This window comes from uncultured Mailhella sp. (assembly GCF_963931295.1).
GTDB lineage: Bacteria > Desulfobacterota > Desulfovibrionia > Desulfovibrionales > Desulfovibrionaceae > Mailhella.
Genome location: NZ_OZ007001.1, coordinates 2,510,317 through 2,527,609 on the forward strand (window position 1 = coordinate 2,510,317; position 17,293 = coordinate 2,527,609).

Here is a 17,293-nt window from a genome sequence, read left to right on the forward strand (position 1 = left end):
AGCTCTTCGACAGAAAGCGGATCTGTTTTTCTGCCAGGGATACCGGGGATCTTCCTGAGGTTTTCATAACATATGTGGATCAGGATACACTGTCGTTGATGCTCGGTATGGAAGTGACGGACGGAGGTCTTGCCCGTTCGCTGAAACACAGGAAGATTCCTGAGAGCAGAGCGCAAATCCACTCGTTTCCGTCAAAGGTCAGGTGTACGCGAACAGCACGATGACCATCATCAGGGGGCAGCTGGGGGCGCTCAACGCAGCTGGGGCATCAAGGAAGAATTCTCAAAAAGCTTTGTCCAGCCTAATCTCTGCGACAACAGGTTCAGTGATGTCCTGGCCAGCATGGCCTTTATCAGCTATGGAAGTTCTCTATCCTTGAGTTCACGACAAACGGTATGTTCCCAAAGTGTCGGTGGCGTCAGTCCGGTAAAATTTACCTTTATAAAGGCGGAGCGGAAAGGCCAGTACCGGCGACGAGCCTTATTCTGATTCAGAAGAAAATTCGAGGTCATTATAAAAAGGAAAGAATCATATTCAGAGTAGTGAGAAGACATCTTCGGCTGGCGCACGCCATCGGGAGTAAACGGCAGAAAGAGAAATTTTGTCGGACATGTTGTTTGCCTCCTCCTCACTGACAATACCGACGATTTGTTAGTATGCCGTGAAATGGGAACATAGGACAAGTACCGTGCATCATACTCCAAGGCTGCGGCTGGTTATTTTCCCAGGCTTTTTGGAAAAGGCTTTCACCTTTGAGCCTGTAAGCAATGATTTTGGGAATCACCTCATCTCATCCAAGTTTATTATTTTTTATCGTTGATGTGATACGGGGGGGATACAAAAAAAGCGTTTATGTGAAAATGACACATAAACGCTTGAAATATTGGAGCGGGCAACGGGATTTGAACCCGCAACGTTCAGCTTGGGAAGCTGACACTCTACCGTTGAGTTATGCCCGCATACGAAAAAAGGCTTACGTAAGGTAAGCCTTGATTCATTCGTGGAGCGGGAGACGGGATTTGAACCCGCGACTTCAACCTTGGCAAGGTTGCACTCTACCACTGAGTTACTCCCGCGTGGAGGCGACATCCAGATTCGAACTGGAGATCAAGGTTTTGCAGACCTATGCCTTACCACTTGGCTATGTCGCCACGAAAATTTATGCTGGAGCGGGAGACGGGATTTGAACCCGCGACTTCAACCTTGGCAAGGTTGCACTCTACCACTGAGTTACTCCCGCGTGGCGTGAAGAAACTTATAGGGGATTCAGGCTGATGTGTCAACAGGAAAAACGGCCGACAGTGAATTTTTTTGTTTCAGGCTTGGGAAATCAGTCGGAACAACGCCGAACCATTGTGGTTTTTATCGACATTCCAGGAAAAGAAAGGCGTTCTTCATGATTTTTCAAGATGCGATGCCCTGTTCGGGCCGAAGCAAGAGATCCCTTGCCAACGCCGCAGATGTGCTTCGGGCGGAGCGCGACGCCGGGAACGGCGCGTTTTGCAGGCGTCAGGCCGCGGAAGACGGCAGAAGCGGTGGGTCGGAGCATGATGCTCCGATGAGTTCATGTGCTGATGCGTTCGCGCAGAACCTGCGGGGACGCGGAGAGCGACGGATATTTTCCGGTATTTACGTATTGCCGGGAAAAAGGGGGTTCTCCCTGCCGCCGGTCCTCTCGCCAGGAAAGACTTCGCGCCCTGAACAAAGGCTCTTTCGACCCGATCGAGCGCGATCTGTTGCCGGTCAGGTCATCCGGTTTGACTTCGAGCTCGCCCCTGCCCGCGGAAGCTATCGGTCGACGTACGCATCATTCCTGAACGCTCAGACCCCGGCGAAGGAGGACAACGCTGCACGCGGGGCACACATAAATTCCTTCCCGCAATCGAGGTATGACGCGACAGCGCAGCGTACATACGGGCACAGGGCAGGGGCTCATTTTTGAACGCTCGGGGGAAACATTCTGAGCAAAAGCCTTCTGGGAACCGCACAGGGGGGGACAGACAACGCGGAGGCGCGCGGCAAAAACGAGGCCTGACTTCGGCTCGTTGGAGGGCGCTGCCGGCACGGAGGCGATCGAAAGCAAGCGGATCAGGGGTGTGTGAACTGTTTTTCCTCTGCCGGCACGGAGGCAGCAAGGCTATAACGCAGCGCCTTGAACGGATTGCCGCCTCTTCGACCGCGCGGAGACGAACGCATTGTTCCTGTGCGTCATCTCCCCACGCCGCCCCGTTCGAGACAGCGCGGAGGCGCGCGGCGTCCATCACCCGGACACGTTTTCCGCAAGCCGGAGACGGAGAGTCGGAATCACGCGCGGGCCTGTTACCGCTGTCTGCAGGCCGTGAAAGCGTCTTTGCCGGGGCGGCAACGGGCGGCACGAAATTCTTTCAGCTCCGTCGCAGAATCGTGCAGGGCGGATCTCTTCAGTAAGCGCAGCGAAGGGCTTTACTTCCAGAGCCGCAGAAGCGTGGGGCGTAGAAAAGGAAAGAGCGCCCGCAGGCGCTCTTTCCATGCTTCTCTGTTTCTGAGACGGGATCAGTCTTTTTTCTGCTCTTCTTCGTGCTGTTTCTTTTCTTCTTCCTCGCGCAGGGCGCGGCGCAGCACCTTGCCCACCATGGATTTGGGCAGTTCGTCGCGGAATTCAAAGATGCGCGGCACCTTGTAGGACGCCAGCTTGGTGCGGCAGAAGGCGGCCAGCTCGGAAACGGTGATCTTTTCGCCGTCCTTGGGCACGATGTAGGCCTTGAGGGTTTCGCCGCGGGCCTTGTGCGGCACGCAGAGCGACACGGCTTCCTTAATCTTGGGATATTCGTGCAGCACTTCGTCGATTTCGCGGGGGAACACGTTGTAGCCGCCGACAATGGCCATGTCCTTCTTGCGATCGACGATGAAGTAGTAGCCGTCGCTGTCGCGGTAGGCGATATCGCCGGTATGCAGCCAGCCGTCGGCGAGGGTGGAGGCAGTTTCTTCGGGCTGATTCCAGTAGCCTTTCATGACCTGCGGGCCGCGGATGATGAGTTCGCCGCATTCGTTGTCGCCGAGATCTGTTTTGCCGGTTTCGATATCGACGATGCGGACCTCGGTTTCCGGAATGGGCACGCCGATGGAGCCTATTTTCTGCAGACCGTAAACGGGGTTTGCGATGACCACGGGAGAGGCTTCGGTGAGGCCGAGGCCTTCGGTGATGTTGGCGTGGGTGATGTCCTGGAACTGCTTGAGGCTGGCCTGCGGGAAGGGCGAGGAGCCGGAGATGCACAGCTGAATGCAGGTGAGGTCGTAGTGGGAGATGTCCTTCTGCTGCATGAGGGAGATGTACACGGAAGGCGCGCCCACGAAGAAGGTGGGACGGTGCTTCTTGATGAGCTCCAGCACGTCGTGGGGGGAATAGCGCGGCACGGGCATGGTGGATGCGGCGAGCACGGCGGGGAGCACGATGTTGCCCATGAGTCCGAACACGTGGAAGAAGGGCATGATGCTCAGAAAGCTGTGCGAGGAATTGGAGGCGTCGCAGTGAATGACGGCCAGAAGCTGCTGAATCTGCGCGGAAAGGTTGCCGTGGGTGAGCATGGCGCCCTTGGAGAAGCCCGTGGTGCCTCCGGTGTACTGCAGAAGAGCGAGGGTGTCTTCGGGATGTTCGGGTTCTTCGCTGTAGCGGCGACGGGTTTTGAACATGCTTTTCCACGGAATGACGGACTGGCCGTTGAAGCGCACTTCGGGCAGATGTCCCTGACGTTTGGCCTGAATGGGCTGCAGAATGTTGAGCGGGAAGGCCAGCGCGTCGGCGATGCGGGAAACGACGCAGGTCTGAACGCCGAGACGTTCGCGCAGGGGTTCTATTTTATTCCAGAAGAGATCGAGGGTGATGAGAAATTTGGGCGTGGCGTCGCTGAAGTGATGGGTCAGTTCCTTTTCCATGTAGAGCGGATTGGTCATGACCACGGTGGCGCCGGCCTTGAGCGCGCCCCAGAAGGCAATGATGGTCTGGGGCAGGTTGGGCAGCATGATGGCCACTCTGTCGCCCGTGTTCAGTCCGTGTTCGCGCAGGGCGGCGGCGAAGGTTTCCGCCTTTTCCTTGAGCTGCCGGTAGTTGAGGGTCAGGTTCTGGAAGATGACGGCCTTGTGGTCGCCGAAACGGTCGGCAGCTTCGTCCAGATAGGACTGGAGGGAACGGGGGACGATGTTGAGATGCACGGGAGCGCCCTCGGCAATGTGGGGCAGCCATGCGGGAGTAGAGGCGTTCATGAAGCGTATCCGGGGTTAGAATGACATTAAACAGGATTATTCTAACGTTGCTTGTCTGTTCTGTCACGCACAAAGTGGGGGCGCTCCCCCCTTGCGGACAAAAAAAGGAGGCCTTTTTGAGGCCTCCTTTGGCGGTGTTCAGGGAAGAAACGGATCAGAGTCCGCGGGAAACGGCGGGCACGCACCAGTCGATGCCGAGGGTGCAGGAGCTGAGCTTCAGCGCGGGCGCGCTTTGATGACGCTTGAATTCCGACGCGGCCAGACGGCGCACCACGCCGCGCACCACATCGTCGGAAACGCCGGGAACCACAAGAGTTTCGGGATTCGCGCCGTTTTCCAGAAGTTCGCGGAGAATGGCGTCGAGCACGTCATAGGGGGGCAGGTTGTCCTCGTCCACCTGACCGGGATGCAGTTCGGCGGAAGGAGCCTTTGTGAAAATATGCTCGGGAATGATGTTTCCGCCGCGCATGTTGTTGTACCAGCGGGCGACTTCGTACACTTCGGTCTTGTACAGATCGCCGATGGGTTCGATGGCGCCTACGGTGTCGCCGTAGAGGGTGCAGTAGCCCGCGGCGTTTTCCGACTTGTTGCCGGTGCCCAGCACGGCGCGTCCGAGGCGGTTGGCAAAGGCCATGAGCAGGGTGCCGCGGATGCGGGGCTGAATGTTGTCGGCCGTGAGATCGTTGTCCACGGCGGGCAGTTCGGCGAAGAGCGGATTGAGCACGGTGTCGAAGGCGTCCATGATGGGGGTGATGCGCGCGGTGCTCGCCTGAATGCCGAGGTTTCGGGCCAGCACGTCGGCGTCGCTTTCGCTGTGATCGGTACTCCAGCGCGAGGGCATGAGCACGGCGAGCACGTTTTCGGCGCCGAGGGCTTCGGTGGCGATGCAGGCCACGAGGGCGGAATCCATGCCGCCGGAGAGGCCGAGCACCACGCCTGTCATGCCGCACTTGTGGACGTAGTCGCGCACGCCGAGCACGGCCGCGCGGAACAGCGCTTCGGCGCGTTCGGGCACGGGCTGGATGGTTTCGGGGGCGGGGCCGTCGGCGAGGGCCACGGCGGAGGCGGTCACGCTGTCCTTGGAGAGATCCACGACCAGCGCGGCTTCCTCAAAGGAAGAGGTGCGGGCCACGACTTCGCCGGAGGCGTCGAGCACGAAGCTTCTGCCGGAATAGATGAGACTGTCCACCGCGCCGCACTGATGCACGGTGAGCACGGGAAGCTTCCACAGGCTGGCGAGTGCGGAGCAGTGCATTTCGCTTTTTTCCTGCGTTTCCGGCAGGAAAAGCTCGGGGGAAGTGAAGAGCACGGCATCGACCGACGCGGCGGCCTTGGCGCTCTTGAGCAGGCCGAGGGCTTCCTGATGGGCCCAGGCGGGTTCGGTTTCGGGCAGGTAGAGGGCGGGGCCTCCGGGAATGCGTATGACGCCGTTGCTCTGCCTGGCGAGGGCGATGAGGTTGCCCTGCGAAAGCAGCACGTAGAGGGGCACCTCCGCGCCGGTGAGGGAAATCAGCATGTCGGGGCCGTCGGCGAGCATGTCGGCGAGTTCGTGGGCGGCGTCGCGGCAGCGGCGGTAGAAGCCGCCGATGTGCTTCAGAGGTTCCCACGGCACGCCGGCGAGAGCATAGGCGGGAGTGACGCACAGCGTGCGTTCGCCCGGAGCGGCGGGATGGGCGGCTGCGGCCTTTCGGGCCATGTCGGCCAGTTTGTGCGCATTGCCGCGGAAGTCGCCGGGAACGGGATTGTGCTGAAGAAGAATAATATGCATGGAGAACCTCGATGGCCGCTCGGCCGGATGTATCTTGAAGCGTTTTTACAAAATGGAACCCGGTGCGGAAAAAAGGGGAAAAATCTGGCGGAGAAAGCCGTCATGCCGGAGAGCGGCGGCTTTGCAGGGCCTGAAACATTGTTCCTGCCGGGTACAGAACGGCCCGTTTCCGGCACGGGGCTCGGAAACGGGACCATGAGTTATTTAGCTAATCGTGCAGCACGTCCTGCATGTTGTACACGCGGCCGGGCTTTTGGGAGACAATCCAGCGCGCGGCGCGAAGCGCGCCGTTGGCGAAGTTTTCGCGGGAATGGGCCTGATGCGTGATTTCTATGCGTTCACCGGGGCCCATGTAGTAGATGGTGTGAACGCCGACCACGTCGCCGCCGCGCAGGGATTGAATGCCGATTTCCGCATGCTTGCGGGGTTCGCGCACGTCGAAGCGGTTGGTGTTGATGTCGGCGCGGGTCAGACCCTTGGCGGCCAGAAGGGGTTCGGCCAGGAGCAGGGCGGTGCCGCTGGGGGCGTCCTTTTTCTTGTTGTGGTGGATTTCCATCATTTCCACGTCGTAGGCGTCGCCGAGCAGGGCGGTGAGGCGGGGAAGGATGTCCATGATGACGTTGATGCCCACGCTCATGTTGGCGGAACGGAAGACAAGACTGCGGGCGGCGAGGGCGTCGAGTTCTGCAAGCTGATCTTCGGAGAAGCCCGTGGTGCCGATGATGATGGGATTGCCGTGCTCCGCGGCGGCGCGGGCCGTGGCCAGGGTGGCCTCGGGAGCCGTGAAATCTATGACCACCGCGCCGGGACACTGAGGCAGCACCGTGGAAATATCGCTGGAAACCAGCGCGCCGGAAGCCTTGAAGCCTGCGAGCCTGTCCGCGGCTTCCGAACGTTCTAGCACGGCGGCAAGGACAAGATCGTCCGCTTCTTCCACGAGGCGGGCGATGGTGGAACCCATGCGGCCGGCGGCACCCATGACAATGACGGAAAGAGCCATATGATTTCTCCGGTTCTTGGTGGGATGATACGCAGGACTTGAGCATAAAAAAAACTGATGGGGAGCGCAAGTTATGGGGTTTAATTCACATTAAACCCGGACATGCGTCGGGGAGGAGCGGGAGCGCTGCCGGATGGGGCGAAGTGCGGCGTGTTTTTTGGTTGCGGAAGCGTGTGTTGCGGAACTTTTGGGGGAGAAGAATGCAAAGTTGCGGTCTGCGTCGGGAGATTATGAAACGGAAGACCGGGGGAACGCGCTCGGCGTCTTCTGCGTCGGGGGCGTTTCGGCGTTGTCTCTTCCGGCGGCGGACGGAACATCCCGGCGGGTGCATCGCGCAGTTTTTTTTGGGGGGGAAAAGCGAAATGGAGCCGGGCTTCGGCCCGGCTCTCGGAGGGGAGCTCAACTCCACGGCTGAGTGGGGAATTTCGTCAGTGGCGGTGATGGGTGACGGCGGCGTTTTTCGTCGAGGAAGGGCGCTGTGCGGATGTTCAGGACTCGGCGGCGGGCTTGTGCTGGACGCGGCGGCGTCCAGAGCCTCGGCTCGGGGCGGACTCTCAGCCGCAAAGGCGAGCGCGAAGGAAGGCGCGAAAGAGAAAGAGAGCGCGGCGTCGGGCAAACGGCGCGGCACGGGAGGTTCGAGGCGCTTCAAGGGCCGCTGTTGAGGAAATATCGTTCGTCTTGCGCGCTTCGCGCAGCATCGCGCCGGGAAAGGTATTGTCTTTCGGGCAGTCCGTTTCCCATCCGGCTCCCGCTCTGGAGAACACGCGGAACTTCGGCGGCACAGCGGAACGGAAGAAAACGCGCGCCGCGAATGACATGGGGCCTGCGGCACTGGGGGCGAAAAGCGCGGCGTCGGCCACTCGCTGCGCCGACAAGGCACGGCAAAGTCTTTCGGGGCGGGCGGATGCGGCGTCGTCCACACGTTTGGCCCGCCTCGCCACGGACAGAAAAAGGCCCTGCCGGAGACCGGCAGGGCCTTTTTGATGCGTCAGAGACGGAAATTACGCCTTGCCTTCGGCAATGCTCACGGAGATGCGGGCGATTTCCAGTTCTTCATCGGTGGGAATGACGGCCACCTTCACGCGGGAGCCTTCCTTGCTGATGAAGTGAGGATCGCCGCGGCGCACGTTGTTGAGTTCGGGATCGAGTTCGATGCCGAATTCTTCGAGGTTCTCAAGGATCTTGGCGCGGACGGGCGCGGCGTTTTCACCGATGCCGCCGGCGAAGGCGATGAGATCCACATGACCGAGGGCGGCCATGTACGCGCCGATGTACTTCTTCACGGAGTAGCACTGCGTGTTGAAGGTGAGGATGCAGTCGGGATCGCCCGCTTCCACGCCGGCTTCGATGTCGCGGCTGTCGCTCTTGCCGCAGAGGCCGAGGAAGCCGGATTTCTTGTTCATGAGGGTGTCGATTTCATCGGGGGTGAAGCCTTCGTTCTTCATGAGGAAGGGAACGATGGCGGGGTCGATGTCGCCGCAGCGGGTGCCCATGACGAGGCCCTGCAGGGGGGTGAGGCCCATGCTGGTGTCCACGCACTTGCCGGCGCGCACGGCGGACACGGAGCTGCCGTTGCCGAGATGGCACACGATGACGTTCACTTCGGAAGGCTTCTTGCCGAGCAGGGCGGCGCCGGCCTTGGACACGAAGCGATGGGAGGTGCCGTGGAAGCCGTAGCGGCGGATGTTGTACTTCTTGGTGAGTTCCTTGGGCAGGGCGTAGGTGTAGGCGTAGTCGGGCATGGTGGCATGGAAGCCGGTGTCGAAGACGGCCACGTTGGGCACGCCGGGGAACAGCTTTTCCATGGCTTCGATGCCGGTGAGGTTGGCGGGGTTGTGCAGCGGTCCGAGGGGAATGTAGTCGCGGATGACCTGCTTGACTTCCTCGGTGACGAGCGCTTCCTGATAGTCGGGGCCGCCCATGAGCACGCGATGGCCGATGACCACGATTTCGGCCGGATCGTCGATGACGCCGCCGAGTTCATGCTTCATGAGCACTTCGGCTACCTTGGCCATGCCGGCGGCATGGGTGTCGTAGTTGCCGGGATATTCAAACTTTTCGGTTTTGCCGTCGGCGGTGAAGCGCTTGTGGGTGAGCATGCTGTCGGGGGAGCCGATGCGTTCCACGAGGCCCTGGCAGAGGCGGCGTTCGGTTTCCTTTTCGAGAACCTGATACTTGAAGGAGGAGCTGCCGCCGTTGATGACGAGAATTTTCTTGACCATTATTTGAGTCCCTTTTCGGCCTGAGCCTGGATAGCGGTGATGGCAACGGTGTTGACGATGTCCGGCACGGTGCAGCCGCGGGACAGATCATTGACGGGCTTGCGCAGACCCTGAAGCACGGGGCCGATGGCCACGGCGTGGGCGGAGCGCTGCACGGCCTTGTAGAGGTTGTTGCCGGTGTTGATGTCGGGCACGATGAACACGCTCGCGCGGCCGGCCACGGGATCGCCGGGCATCTTGGTCTTGGCGGTGGCGGCGTCCACGGCGGCGTCGTACTGGATGGGGCCGGTGATGAGAAGTTCAGGAGCCTTTTCCTTGGCGAGGCGGGTGGCTTCCTTCACCTTGTCCACGGTGGGGCCCTTGCCGGAATTGCCGGTGGAGTAGGAGAGCATGGCCACGCGGGGTTCGAGGCCGAAGGCGGCGGCGGTTTCGGCGGTGGTCACGGCGATGGTGGCCAGCTGTTCGGGATCGGGATCAAGGTTGATGGCGCAGTCGCCGTAGGTGTTCACGCGGTCCTTGAGGCAGACGAAGAATGCGCTGGACACGATGGAGGCCGTGGGCTTGGTCTTGATGAATTCAAGGGCGGGGCGCACGGTGTGGGCGGTGGTGTTCACTGCGCCGGAAACCATGCCGTCGGCCTTTTCCTTGTAGATCATCATGGTGCCGTAGTAGGTGCTGTCGGCCATCTTTTCGCGGGCCTGTTCGATGGTGACGCCCTTCTTGGCGCGAAGCTGCGCGTAGGTTTCCGCGAAGTCTTCAAAGTCGGGGGCGGTCACGGGATTGATGATCTGCGCGCCGTCCACGTTCACGGAAAGTTCCGCGGCGCGGGCGTGAATCTTTTCGGGATCGCCGAGCAGGATGATTTCGGCCACCTTGCGCTGAAGGAGAATGGCGGCAGCCTTGATGAGGCGGTCTTCCTCGCCTTCGGGCAGCACGATGCGCATGGGATGCTTCTGAGCCTGTTCGATGAGGCCGAATTCAAAGAGGCGGGGCGTGATGTGGCCGTTGCAGGCGTCGAGGATGGAAGCGAAGTCGGCGGCCTTGCTGCTCACGGGGAAGGAGAAATACGCGGCCACGGCCTTTTCGTCTTCTTCGCTCATGCCGGAGAGGAACACGCCGAGCAGTTCCACGCACTGTTCCTTCATCTGGCACTGGAAGGTGGTGACGGTGGCGGCGACTTCGGCGGGCGAGCAGCCTTCGCCGGAGAGGGCGAGCACCACGGGAGCGCCCATGTTGGCGGCCACGCAGGTGTTCAGGGCGTTTTCAAACGCGGCGCTTTTGCCGGTGAAGTCGGTGCCTTCGCAGAGCACGAAGTCGGCGTTGGCGGCGGCTTCCTTGTAAGCGGCGAGAACGGAATCAACGAGTTCGTTGCACTTGCCGCCGTTGATGAGCTCAAGGGCGGTCTTGAGGCAGGGAACGGGACGGAACAGAACCGGGGCCTTGGCGGAACCCTTGACGAGATCCATCAGTCCGGCGACGGCGTCGGCCTTGCCGGAATTCGCCGCAAGAGCGGTGACGAAAAGCGTGCGTGCCATGGGGAAAACTCCTTCACATAGAGAAATTCAGCCGGAAAAGAAACGCCTCTGGCGGGGCAGATACGTCTGCTCAGTGTAATGAGCTCATGAAATGAGTCAAGAGCCCGGCCCCGGACTTCGGCGCGCGCGGCGGAAGAATGATTGGTGTAATACGTTGTTATATTATGGAAAAATGATGTTTCAGAAAAATTGATTGAGCGCTCAATTTAATTCTGTTCGGAACCTGTCCGGCGAAGGAGAGCAGCTTTGTCGACATCGGTCGGGATTTTTCCGTCATGGCCATGGTTGCGGCCGAGGTCGCGGACATCGGCCGCATGTCGTTTCTGCACCTTTGCTGCCGTCCGGTGAGGCGTGCGCGGGCTGGCGCGACGACAAGGCTCGATTTTGGGCGGGTTGTGATTTCGCGAGGGCGGGGGAATGCGGCGTTGGGGGCCCTTGGGGACTTTGTGGATGCGGAAGCGTCTCCGCGCGGGCGGCGGAGGGGGAAGCTGAACTGATGCCTCACCGATGTCGTGGGGAATGAGCGCGCGGCGCGGGGAGTGCGGAGCTTTGCGGCAGCCGGAGCGACGGCGGTGCACAGGCTTGGGGCCCCTCGCCGGGCCTTGCCGAGGGCGGCATCGACAACAGTGTTTTTGCGCAGGCGCAGAAAAGGGCGGGCACGCTTCCCGAGCTGCGGAATCAGGGCTTCCGCGCAGTCGCGGGGAACGTCGGCAGGCAGGACAGCGCAGGCAGAGCGTTGCTCGCAGGCGCAGCGGATTCATGCGCCGGAAGCGTGCCCGCGCTCTGCCTGTCTCCGGGCTAAAGCGCAGCAGAAAGCCCCGGTCCGAAAAGGGGCCGGGGCTCTTTTGCGGCGGCGGAGCCGCGAACTATTTCAGGTTGAAGACGCGTCGCACGGTGTCCACGGCCTGCATGGTGTATTCGGGGTTGGCGGCTTCGTGGAAGCGGTCCTTCATGAAGGAGATGGGCTCGTGATTGAAGCGGCGCACCAGCGAGTCGGCCATGATTTCGAGCGCCTCGCGGGTGGCGTCGTCCACGGGGCCGAGGCGGTGCAGCGTTTTGGCGAGTTCCTCTTCCATGATGCGCTGACCGCGCTCCACGAGCGCCACGATGGTGGGCTGGAGCGTGAGCGACTCGATCCACTGATGGAAGGCGGCGGTTTCTTCGTCCACGATGGCGCGGGCGCGCACGGCTTCCTTGCGGCGCTCGGCGATGTGTTCCTCCACCACTTCCTTGAGGTCGTCGATATCGTAGAGATAGATGTTGTCCAGCGTGTTCACCGAGGGGGCGATGTCGCGGGGCATGGCGATGTCGATGAGGAACATGGGGCGGTTCTTGCGCTTTTTCAGCACGTCGCGCATTTCCTCTTCGTGGATGATGGCGTCGGGCGCGCCGGTGGAGCTGATGACGATGTCGGTGTCCACGAGGTGGTCGAAGAGCTGATCGAAGGGCACGGCTTCGCCGCCGAGTCTGTGGGCCAGCTCTTCGGCCCGGGCGAAGGTGCGGTTGGCCACGCGGATGCGCTTCACGCCGGCCTGCTTGAGGTGCAGGGCGGCAAGTTCCGCCATTTCGCCCGCGCCGATGATGAGGGCGTTGTGGCGGCTCATGTCGTCGAAAATCTGCTTGGCGAGTTCCACGGCGGCGTAGCTGATGGATACCGCGCTGGAGGCCACGCCCGTTTCCGACCGCACTCTCTTGGCCACGGAAAAGGCCTTGTGCAGCAGGCGGTTGATGATGGTTCCGGCGCAGTGGCTCTGGGTGGCCTTGCGGTAGGCGGCCTTGAGCTGACCGAGAATCTGCGGTTCGCCGAGCACGAGGGAATCCAGACTGGAGGCCACGTTGAACAGGTGGCGGATGGCTTCGTCGTTCTTGTACTGATAGAGGTAGGGTTCGAGCTCTTCCACGGTTCTGCCGCGGGCTTTTGCCCAGCATTCCAGCGCGCGCTGGCGGGGAATGTCGCCTTCGCCCACCACGAGCACTTCCACGCGGTTGCAGGTGGAGAGGATGAGCGATTCGCTGATGCCGTTGGTGGTGGGAATGGCCCAGGTTTCGGGGGAGCAGAAGTTGGTGAGCGCGAACTTTTCGCGCACTTCCACCGCCGCGGTGCGGTGGTTGATGCCGATGAGGTGTATGGTGCTGTTCATGATGTTCCTGAGAGAAGAAGGTGGGGCGAGCTGTCTTGAGCCGGAGAGGCTGCGGGGTTTAGAAACCGTGCTGCGTGGAGAGAACGGTGTTCACCACGAACATGGAGAACAGCGAGGCGGCAAAGATGACGAGCGCCAGAATGGCGGGTTTGCGTCCGCGCCAGCCGAGAGCCTGACGCTGATGAAAGAGCAGGGCGTAGAGGGCGAGAATGACGAGTGAGATCCATTCCTTGAAATCTCCGCTCATGAAGCTGCCCCAGCTGATGCGGGCCCAGAGCAGGCCGCTCAGCACGCCGAGAGTGTAGCAGGGAAAGCCCACGAGGGTGGCCATGGCGTTCACCTTGTCGAGCGCGCCGAGGGCGGGCAGATCCTTGCGGAAGCCGTCGAGCGGGGTTTTGTGCTTGATGGCGCTCTCCTGCCAGAGGAAGAGTGCGCCCGCGCCGGCGGCCACGGCCATGACGCCCACGCCCACGAAGATGGCGGCAAGGTGCAGAATGAACAGCGGCCCGACCAGCGGCAGGGAGCCCGGCGTGCCGGAGAAGCCCAGCGCGCAGGCGCCGAGAAAGAAGGCCCACGGAGCCACGAAGTGCAGGGCGATGTCCATGTGCTGGCGACGCGCCACCAGCAGACCGGCCAGGGCCAGAATCCAGGAGAGCGGCAGCAGGTAGAAACCGCGCGACACGGCGCAGAACGAGCCGTCCGCAATGCTGATGAGAAGCCACAGCGAGTGCAGGGCAAAGCCCGCGACGCAGAGCAGGCCGGCCGCCTTTTTCACCCGGGGTGAGCGGCCGAGCACGCCGGCCAGCGAGGCTACGGTGGCCAGGGCGTAGAGAGCGAGGCACAGATAGGAGGGAATGTCAGTCCAGTTCATGGATAATCTCCTCAAGGGAAGGGGAAAGAGCGCCCGGAAGCACGGGGCGCAGCAGATCGGCAAGTTTGCCGAAGTCCTTGCGGGCGAGGGCGTCCATGAGCTCGTCGCGCAGGGGCCGGGCGCACAGCGCGCGGAACACGTCGGCGTCGGCGCTGCTGCCGAGGCCTAGGGCGATGAGCCGGGGACGCAGTTTTTTCAGAAGAAGCGCGAGCGGAGCGTAGCCGCCCTGTATCCATTGCCTGAGGTCTTCCTTCAGGGCGCGGGCGAGCGCGGGGCTGCATCCGCCCGTGGAGAGCGCGAGGGTGATGGGGCCGTCCTCCAGATGGGCGGGAACCAGAAACGTGCCGGAAACGCCGTCTTCCAGAGGTCCGGCCACGTTGCACGGCACGCCGCAGGCGCGGCACAGCCTTGCGATGGCCGAATTGACCGCCGCCGAAGGCGTGGCCGCAAAGGTGAGGGCGCGTCCTTCCACGTCTTCCGGGCGAAAGGCCCGCTTTTCCGCGCGAAGGGGCGCGGTGTTCTGTCCGTCGAGGGCCTGCCGGAGCGCCGCTTCGTCGAGCGCGGGATCGACCACCAGAAGCTCGGCCGGAGCGCACGAGAGAAGATCGGCGATTTTTCGCCGTCCCACGGGGCCTGCGCCCACCACGAGGCAGCGGGCGTCGGCAAGACTCAGAAACAGAGGATAATAACGCATGGGCAAGGTATAGCCCTTACGGGCGCGCTCGTCCAGAGCGGCGGAGTTGTTCACGAGAAAATGAAGCGGGAAAACACTGGACTATCCGCGAAAAAAGAAGTAGGGTTCTCCGACTTGAATCTTCAACGCTGCGGTAAATCGGGCGACTAGGCGACTGTCCGCCTACCAAGGTGGGTATGGGCGTACCCGTGGGTCCGCAAATCATCTGAGGAGTGTACCATGAAAGAAGGCATCCATCCCAAAGTTTACAAGGCCAAGCTTGTCTGCGCCTGCGGCAATGTTGTGGAAGTTCTCTCCACCAAGGGCGAAACCGTGCATGTGGAAATCTGCTCCGCCTGCCATCCTTTCTTCACCGGCAAGCAGCGCTTCGTCGATACCGCCGGCCGTATTGACCGCTTCCGCAAGAAGTACGCCAAATTCGCAAAGTAACGCTGGTTCCGGCGTCGTATCGAGCCGGGAATGAGCGGAACCTCCCCAGGCTTTCCTGGGGAGGTTTTTGAGTTTGGAGCCTTGCGCTCCGGCAGGCTCCGAAGGCTTTTTTCGGGCGTTCGGATTGCCAAGCCTTCGCCGCATCCGCCGCGTTTTGCGGAAACGGGCGCTCCGCCGTCGGCGCGAGGGCGCAGGGCGCGCAGATGTTCTGCGTTTTTCGGCGGCGCACGGGCGTTTTTCCGGTGTTTTCCGGGGCGCCTTCACCCCCGCGTTTGCGGGAGAGTTTTTCAGGATATGGCATGAAAATGGTTCGTTCCCTTCTGCGCTGCCTCGCGCTTGCCTCCGAGAGCTGCGCGCTGCCTCTGGTGGGCGGTCAGGCCGTCATGGAAGGCGTGCTCATGCGCAACGGCGCGTCCTATGCGCTGGCCGTGCGTCGTTCTTCCGGCTCCATTTCCGTGGAGAGTCGGCGGTGGCGCACCATGGGGCCGCAGGGACTGCGTTCCGTGCGCTTTCTGCGCGGATTCCCCATTCTGGTGGAAACGCTGTCCAACGGCGTGCGGGCGCTCAACCGTTCCGCCGACCTTTCCATGGGCGACGACGATTCCTCTCCCATGTCCCGCGGACAGGTGGCGCTCACGCTGCTCATGGCCCTCGGCGCGGCCGTGCTGCTCTTTGTGGCGGCGCCGCATCTTCTGGCCCTCGGCATGGAAGAGCTCGGCCTTTCCGGCGACATGAATGGAATTTCCTTCCATCTCTGGGACGGCGTCTTCAAATTTCTCATGTTCATCGGGTACATCGTCGCCATATCCTTCATGCCCGACATCCGCCGCGTGTTCCAGTATCACGGCGCGGAACACAAGACCATTCACGCCTTTGAGAAGGGCGGCATGGTCACGGCGGCCACGGCCCGCGCCTGCAGTCGACTGCATCCGCGCTGCGGCACGACCTTCCTTCTTTTTGTTTTGTCCGTGGCCATCGTGCTTCACGCTGTGCTGGTTCCCCTGCTCCTGCTCGTGTGGGATCCCGCCTCGCCCGTGGTGCGTCATGCGGGCATCGTGTGCTTCAAAATACTGCTGATCGCGCCGGTCAGCGCGCTGGCCTATGAAATCATCCGCTATGCGGCCACGCTGAAAAACGGCTTCTGGGGCGGCCTTCTGCGCGCTCCGGGGCTTTTTCTTCAGCTTCTCACCACGCGGGAACCCGACGACGATCAGCTTGAAGTCGCCGTGGTCGCGCTGCGCGAGGCGCTGGGCCCGGACAGCCCCTATGCCGGCCGCTTTGAATCCCCCGACCCTATCGTGATGGAGTGACTATGTTTGCTAAACTGGAAAGTCTGGAAAAACGCTATGAGGAGCTGGAACAGAACATGGCCGATCCTGCGGTTCTGTCCGACCCTGAACAGTACCGCAAGATCGCCAAGGCCCGCGCCGACGTGGAACCCGTGGTGCTTGCCTTCCGCGAATATCGCGATCTCCAGAAACAGCTTGAGGAAAACAAGGAGCTTCTGAGCGACGAGGATCACGAGATCCGCGAGATGGCGCAGGAAGAAATTCACCGCATCGAGAAGGAGCTGCCTGAACGCGAGCACAAGCTGCGCCTCATGCTGCTGCCGCCCGATCCGCTGGATGAAAAGAACACCGTGCTCGAAGTGCGCGCCGGCACCGGCGGCGAAGAAGCGGCCCTCTTTGCGGCCGATCTCTTCCATATGTACTGCCGCTATGCCGAACTTCAGCACTGGAAGGTGGAAATCATTTCCGAGATGCCCACTGATTCCGGCGGCTACAAGGAAGTGATCGCCCTGGTCTCCGGCAAGAGAGTGTACAGCCGCCTGCGCTACGAATCCGGCACCCACCGCGTGCAGCGCGTGCCCGCCACCGAATCGCAGGGCCGCATCCACACGTCCGCCGCCACCGTGGCCGTCATGCCCGAAGCCGAGGAAGTGGACGTGAATCTGCGCCCCGAAGATCTGCGCATCGACGTGTACCGCGCATCCGGCGCGGGCGGCCAGCACGTCAACAAGACGGAATCGGCTGTGCGCATCACGCACATTCCCACGGGCATCGTGGTCACGTGCGAAGACGAACGTTCCCAGCACAAGAACAAGGCCCGCGCCATGAAGGTGCTCGCTTCGCGCATCCTTCAGGCAGAACAGGAAAAGCAGCACGCATCCGAAGCCGCGGAACGTCGTTCTCAGGTGGGTTCCGGCGACCGTTCGGAACGCATCCGCACCTACAACTTTCCGCAGGGCCGCGTGACCGATCACCGCATCAACCTTACCATGTATTCCCTCGACCGCTTCATGGACGGCGAAATCGAGGACATGATCGAGGCGCTTGCCGCTCAGGCGCAGACCGACGCCCTGAAAGCGGAAGTCGACGGCAAGGGAGAATAACG

Annotated in this window: 11 protein-coding genes and 4 tRNA genes; 3 read left to right on the forward strand and 12 right to left on the reverse strand. The window is 61.5% G+C overall.

Features of this window, described 5'->3' with window-relative positions; translation table 11 throughout:
- Positions 1-884: 884 nt before the first annotated feature.
- From ABGT79_RS10545 to ABGT79_RS10600, 12 genes are all read right to left on the reverse strand, one after another.
- A tRNA-Gly gene (locus ABGT79_RS10545) sits at positions 885-959 on the reverse strand.
- Positions 960-1,001: 42 nt separating this feature from the next.
- A tRNA-Gly gene (locus tag ABGT79_RS10550) sits at positions 1,002-1,076 on the reverse strand.
- A gap of 1 nt (position 1,077) precedes the next feature.
- A tRNA-Cys gene (locus ABGT79_RS10555) sits at positions 1,078-1,151 on the reverse strand.
- Between the two features lie 14 nt (positions 1,152-1,165).
- Positions 1,166-1,240: transfer RNA gene (locus ABGT79_RS10560), tRNA-Gly, on the reverse strand.
- Positions 1,241-2,532: 1,292 nt separating this feature from the next.
- Positions 2,533-4,239 carry a long-chain fatty acid--CoA ligase gene (locus ABGT79_RS10565; RefSeq protein ID WP_346666137.1) on the reverse strand — a complete coding sequence of 569 codons (1,707 nt, stop codon included), beginning with the start codon at positions 4,237-4,239 and terminating at the stop codon, positions 2,533-2,535.
- 154 nt (positions 4,240-4,393) lie between these two features.
- The gene (gene nadE, locus ABGT79_RS10570; RefSeq protein ID WP_346666138.1) at positions 4,394-6,007 is read right to left on the reverse strand and encodes an NAD(+) synthase; all 1,614 of its coding nucleotides are present in this window, start codon (positions 6,005-6,007) and stop codon (positions 4,394-4,396) included.
- A 208-nt stretch (positions 6,008-6,215) separates the two neighbouring features.
- A complete protein-coding gene (gene dapB, locus ABGT79_RS10575; RefSeq protein WP_346666139.1) occupies positions 6,216-7,007 on the reverse strand; it encodes a 4-hydroxy-tetrahydrodipicolinate reductase in 792 nt (263 codons plus the stop codon).
- A 1,001-nt stretch (positions 7,008-8,008) separates the two neighbouring features.
- The gene (locus ABGT79_RS10580) at positions 8,009-9,229 is read right to left on the reverse strand and encodes an acetate kinase (RefSeq protein ID WP_346666140.1); all 1,221 of its coding nucleotides are present in this window, start codon (positions 9,227-9,229) and stop codon (positions 8,009-8,011) included.
- Positions 9,229-10,764 carry a phosphate acetyltransferase gene (pta, locus tag ABGT79_RS10585; RefSeq protein WP_346666141.1) on the reverse strand — a complete coding sequence of 512 codons (1,536 nt, stop codon included), beginning with the start codon at positions 10,762-10,764 and terminating at the stop codon, positions 9,229-9,231. Before pta ends, ABGT79_RS10580 begins: the two co-directional genes overlap by 1 nt.
- Positions 10,765-11,630: 866 nt before the next feature.
- Positions 11,631-12,905, reverse strand: coding sequence for a glutamyl-tRNA reductase (gene hemA / locus ABGT79_RS10590; protein ID WP_346666142.1), 1,275 nt, complete (start codon positions 12,903-12,905; stop codon positions 11,631-11,633).
- Between the two features lie 58 nt (positions 12,906-12,963).
- A complete protein-coding gene (ccsA, locus tag ABGT79_RS10595) occupies positions 12,964-13,776 on the reverse strand; it encodes a cytochrome c biogenesis protein CcsA (protein ID WP_346666143.1) in 813 nt (270 codons plus the stop codon).
- On the reverse strand, positions 13,763-14,524 hold the full coding sequence (locus tag ABGT79_RS10600) for a bifunctional precorrin-2 dehydrogenase/sirohydrochlorin ferrochelatase (protein ID WP_346666144.1): 762 nt from the start codon (positions 14,522-14,524) through the stop codon (positions 13,763-13,765). Before ABGT79_RS10600 ends, ccsA begins: the two co-directional genes overlap by 14 nt.
- Before the next feature lie 165 nt (positions 14,525-14,689).
- On the opposite strand from ABGT79_RS10600, the gene rpmE reads away from it, so the two are divergent.
- The 3 genes from rpmE to prfA all read left to right on the forward strand — a co-directional run bounded on the left by rpmE (position 14,690) and on the right by prfA (position 17,291).
- The gene (rpmE, locus tag ABGT79_RS10605) at positions 14,690-14,899 is read left to right on the forward strand and encodes a 50S ribosomal protein L31 (protein WP_077073051.1); all 210 of its coding nucleotides are present in this window, start codon (positions 14,690-14,692) and stop codon (positions 14,897-14,899) included.
- A 305-nt stretch (positions 14,900-15,204) separates the two neighbouring features.
- Positions 15,205-16,209, forward strand: a complete 1,005-nt coding sequence (locus ABGT79_RS10610) for a DUF1385 domain-containing protein (RefSeq protein WP_346666669.1) — start codon at positions 15,205-15,207, stop codon at positions 16,207-16,209.
- Positions 16,210-16,211: 2 nt separating this feature from the next.
- Positions 16,212-17,291 (forward strand): peptide chain release factor 1, encoded by a 1,080-nt coding sequence (gene prfA / locus ABGT79_RS10615; protein ID WP_346666145.1) that lies wholly within the window; start codon positions 16,212-16,214, stop codon positions 17,289-17,291.
- Positions 17,292-17,293 lie beyond the last annotated feature (2 nt).

What these genes read in the sequence shown, in the direction of transcription:
- ABGT79_RS10580 (WP_346666140.1), bottom strand. Translation starts at nt 9,229, where the DNA reads ATGGTCAAGAAAATTCTCGTCATCAACGGCGGCAGCTCCTCCTTCAAG.
- prfA (WP_346666145.1), top strand. Translation starts at nt 16,212, where the DNA reads ATGTTTGCTAAACTGGAAAGTCTGGAAAAACGCTATGAGGAGCTGGAA.
- hemA (WP_346666142.1), bottom strand. Translation starts at nt 12,905, where the DNA reads ATGAACAGCACCATACACCTCATCGGCATCAACCACCGCACCGCGGCG.
- ccsA (WP_346666143.1), bottom strand. Translation starts at nt 13,776, where the DNA reads ATGAACTGGACTGACATTCCCTCCTATCTGTGCCTCGCTCTCTACGCC.
- rpmE (WP_077073051.1), top strand. Translation starts at nt 14,690, where the DNA reads ATGAAAGAAGGCATCCATCCCAAAGTTTACAAGGCCAAGCTTGTCTGC.
- ABGT79_RS10610 (WP_346666669.1), top strand. Translation starts at nt 15,205, where the DNA reads ATGGTTCGTTCCCTTCTGCGCTGCCTCGCGCTTGCCTCCGAGAGCTGC.
- ABGT79_RS10565 (WP_346666137.1), bottom strand. Translation starts at nt 4,239, where the DNA reads ATGAACGCCTCTACTCCCGCATGGCTGCCCCACATTGCCGAGGGCGCT.
- pta (WP_346666141.1), bottom strand. Translation starts at nt 10,764, where the DNA reads ATGGCACGCACGCTTTTCGTCACCGCTCTTGCGGCGAATTCCGGCAAG.
- nadE (WP_346666138.1), bottom strand. Translation starts at nt 6,007, where the DNA reads ATGCATATTATTCTTCTTCAGCACAATCCCGTTCCCGGCGACTTCCGC.
- dapB (WP_346666139.1), bottom strand. Translation starts at nt 7,007, where the DNA reads ATGGCTCTTTCCGTCATTGTCATGGGTGCCGCCGGCCGCATGGGTTCC.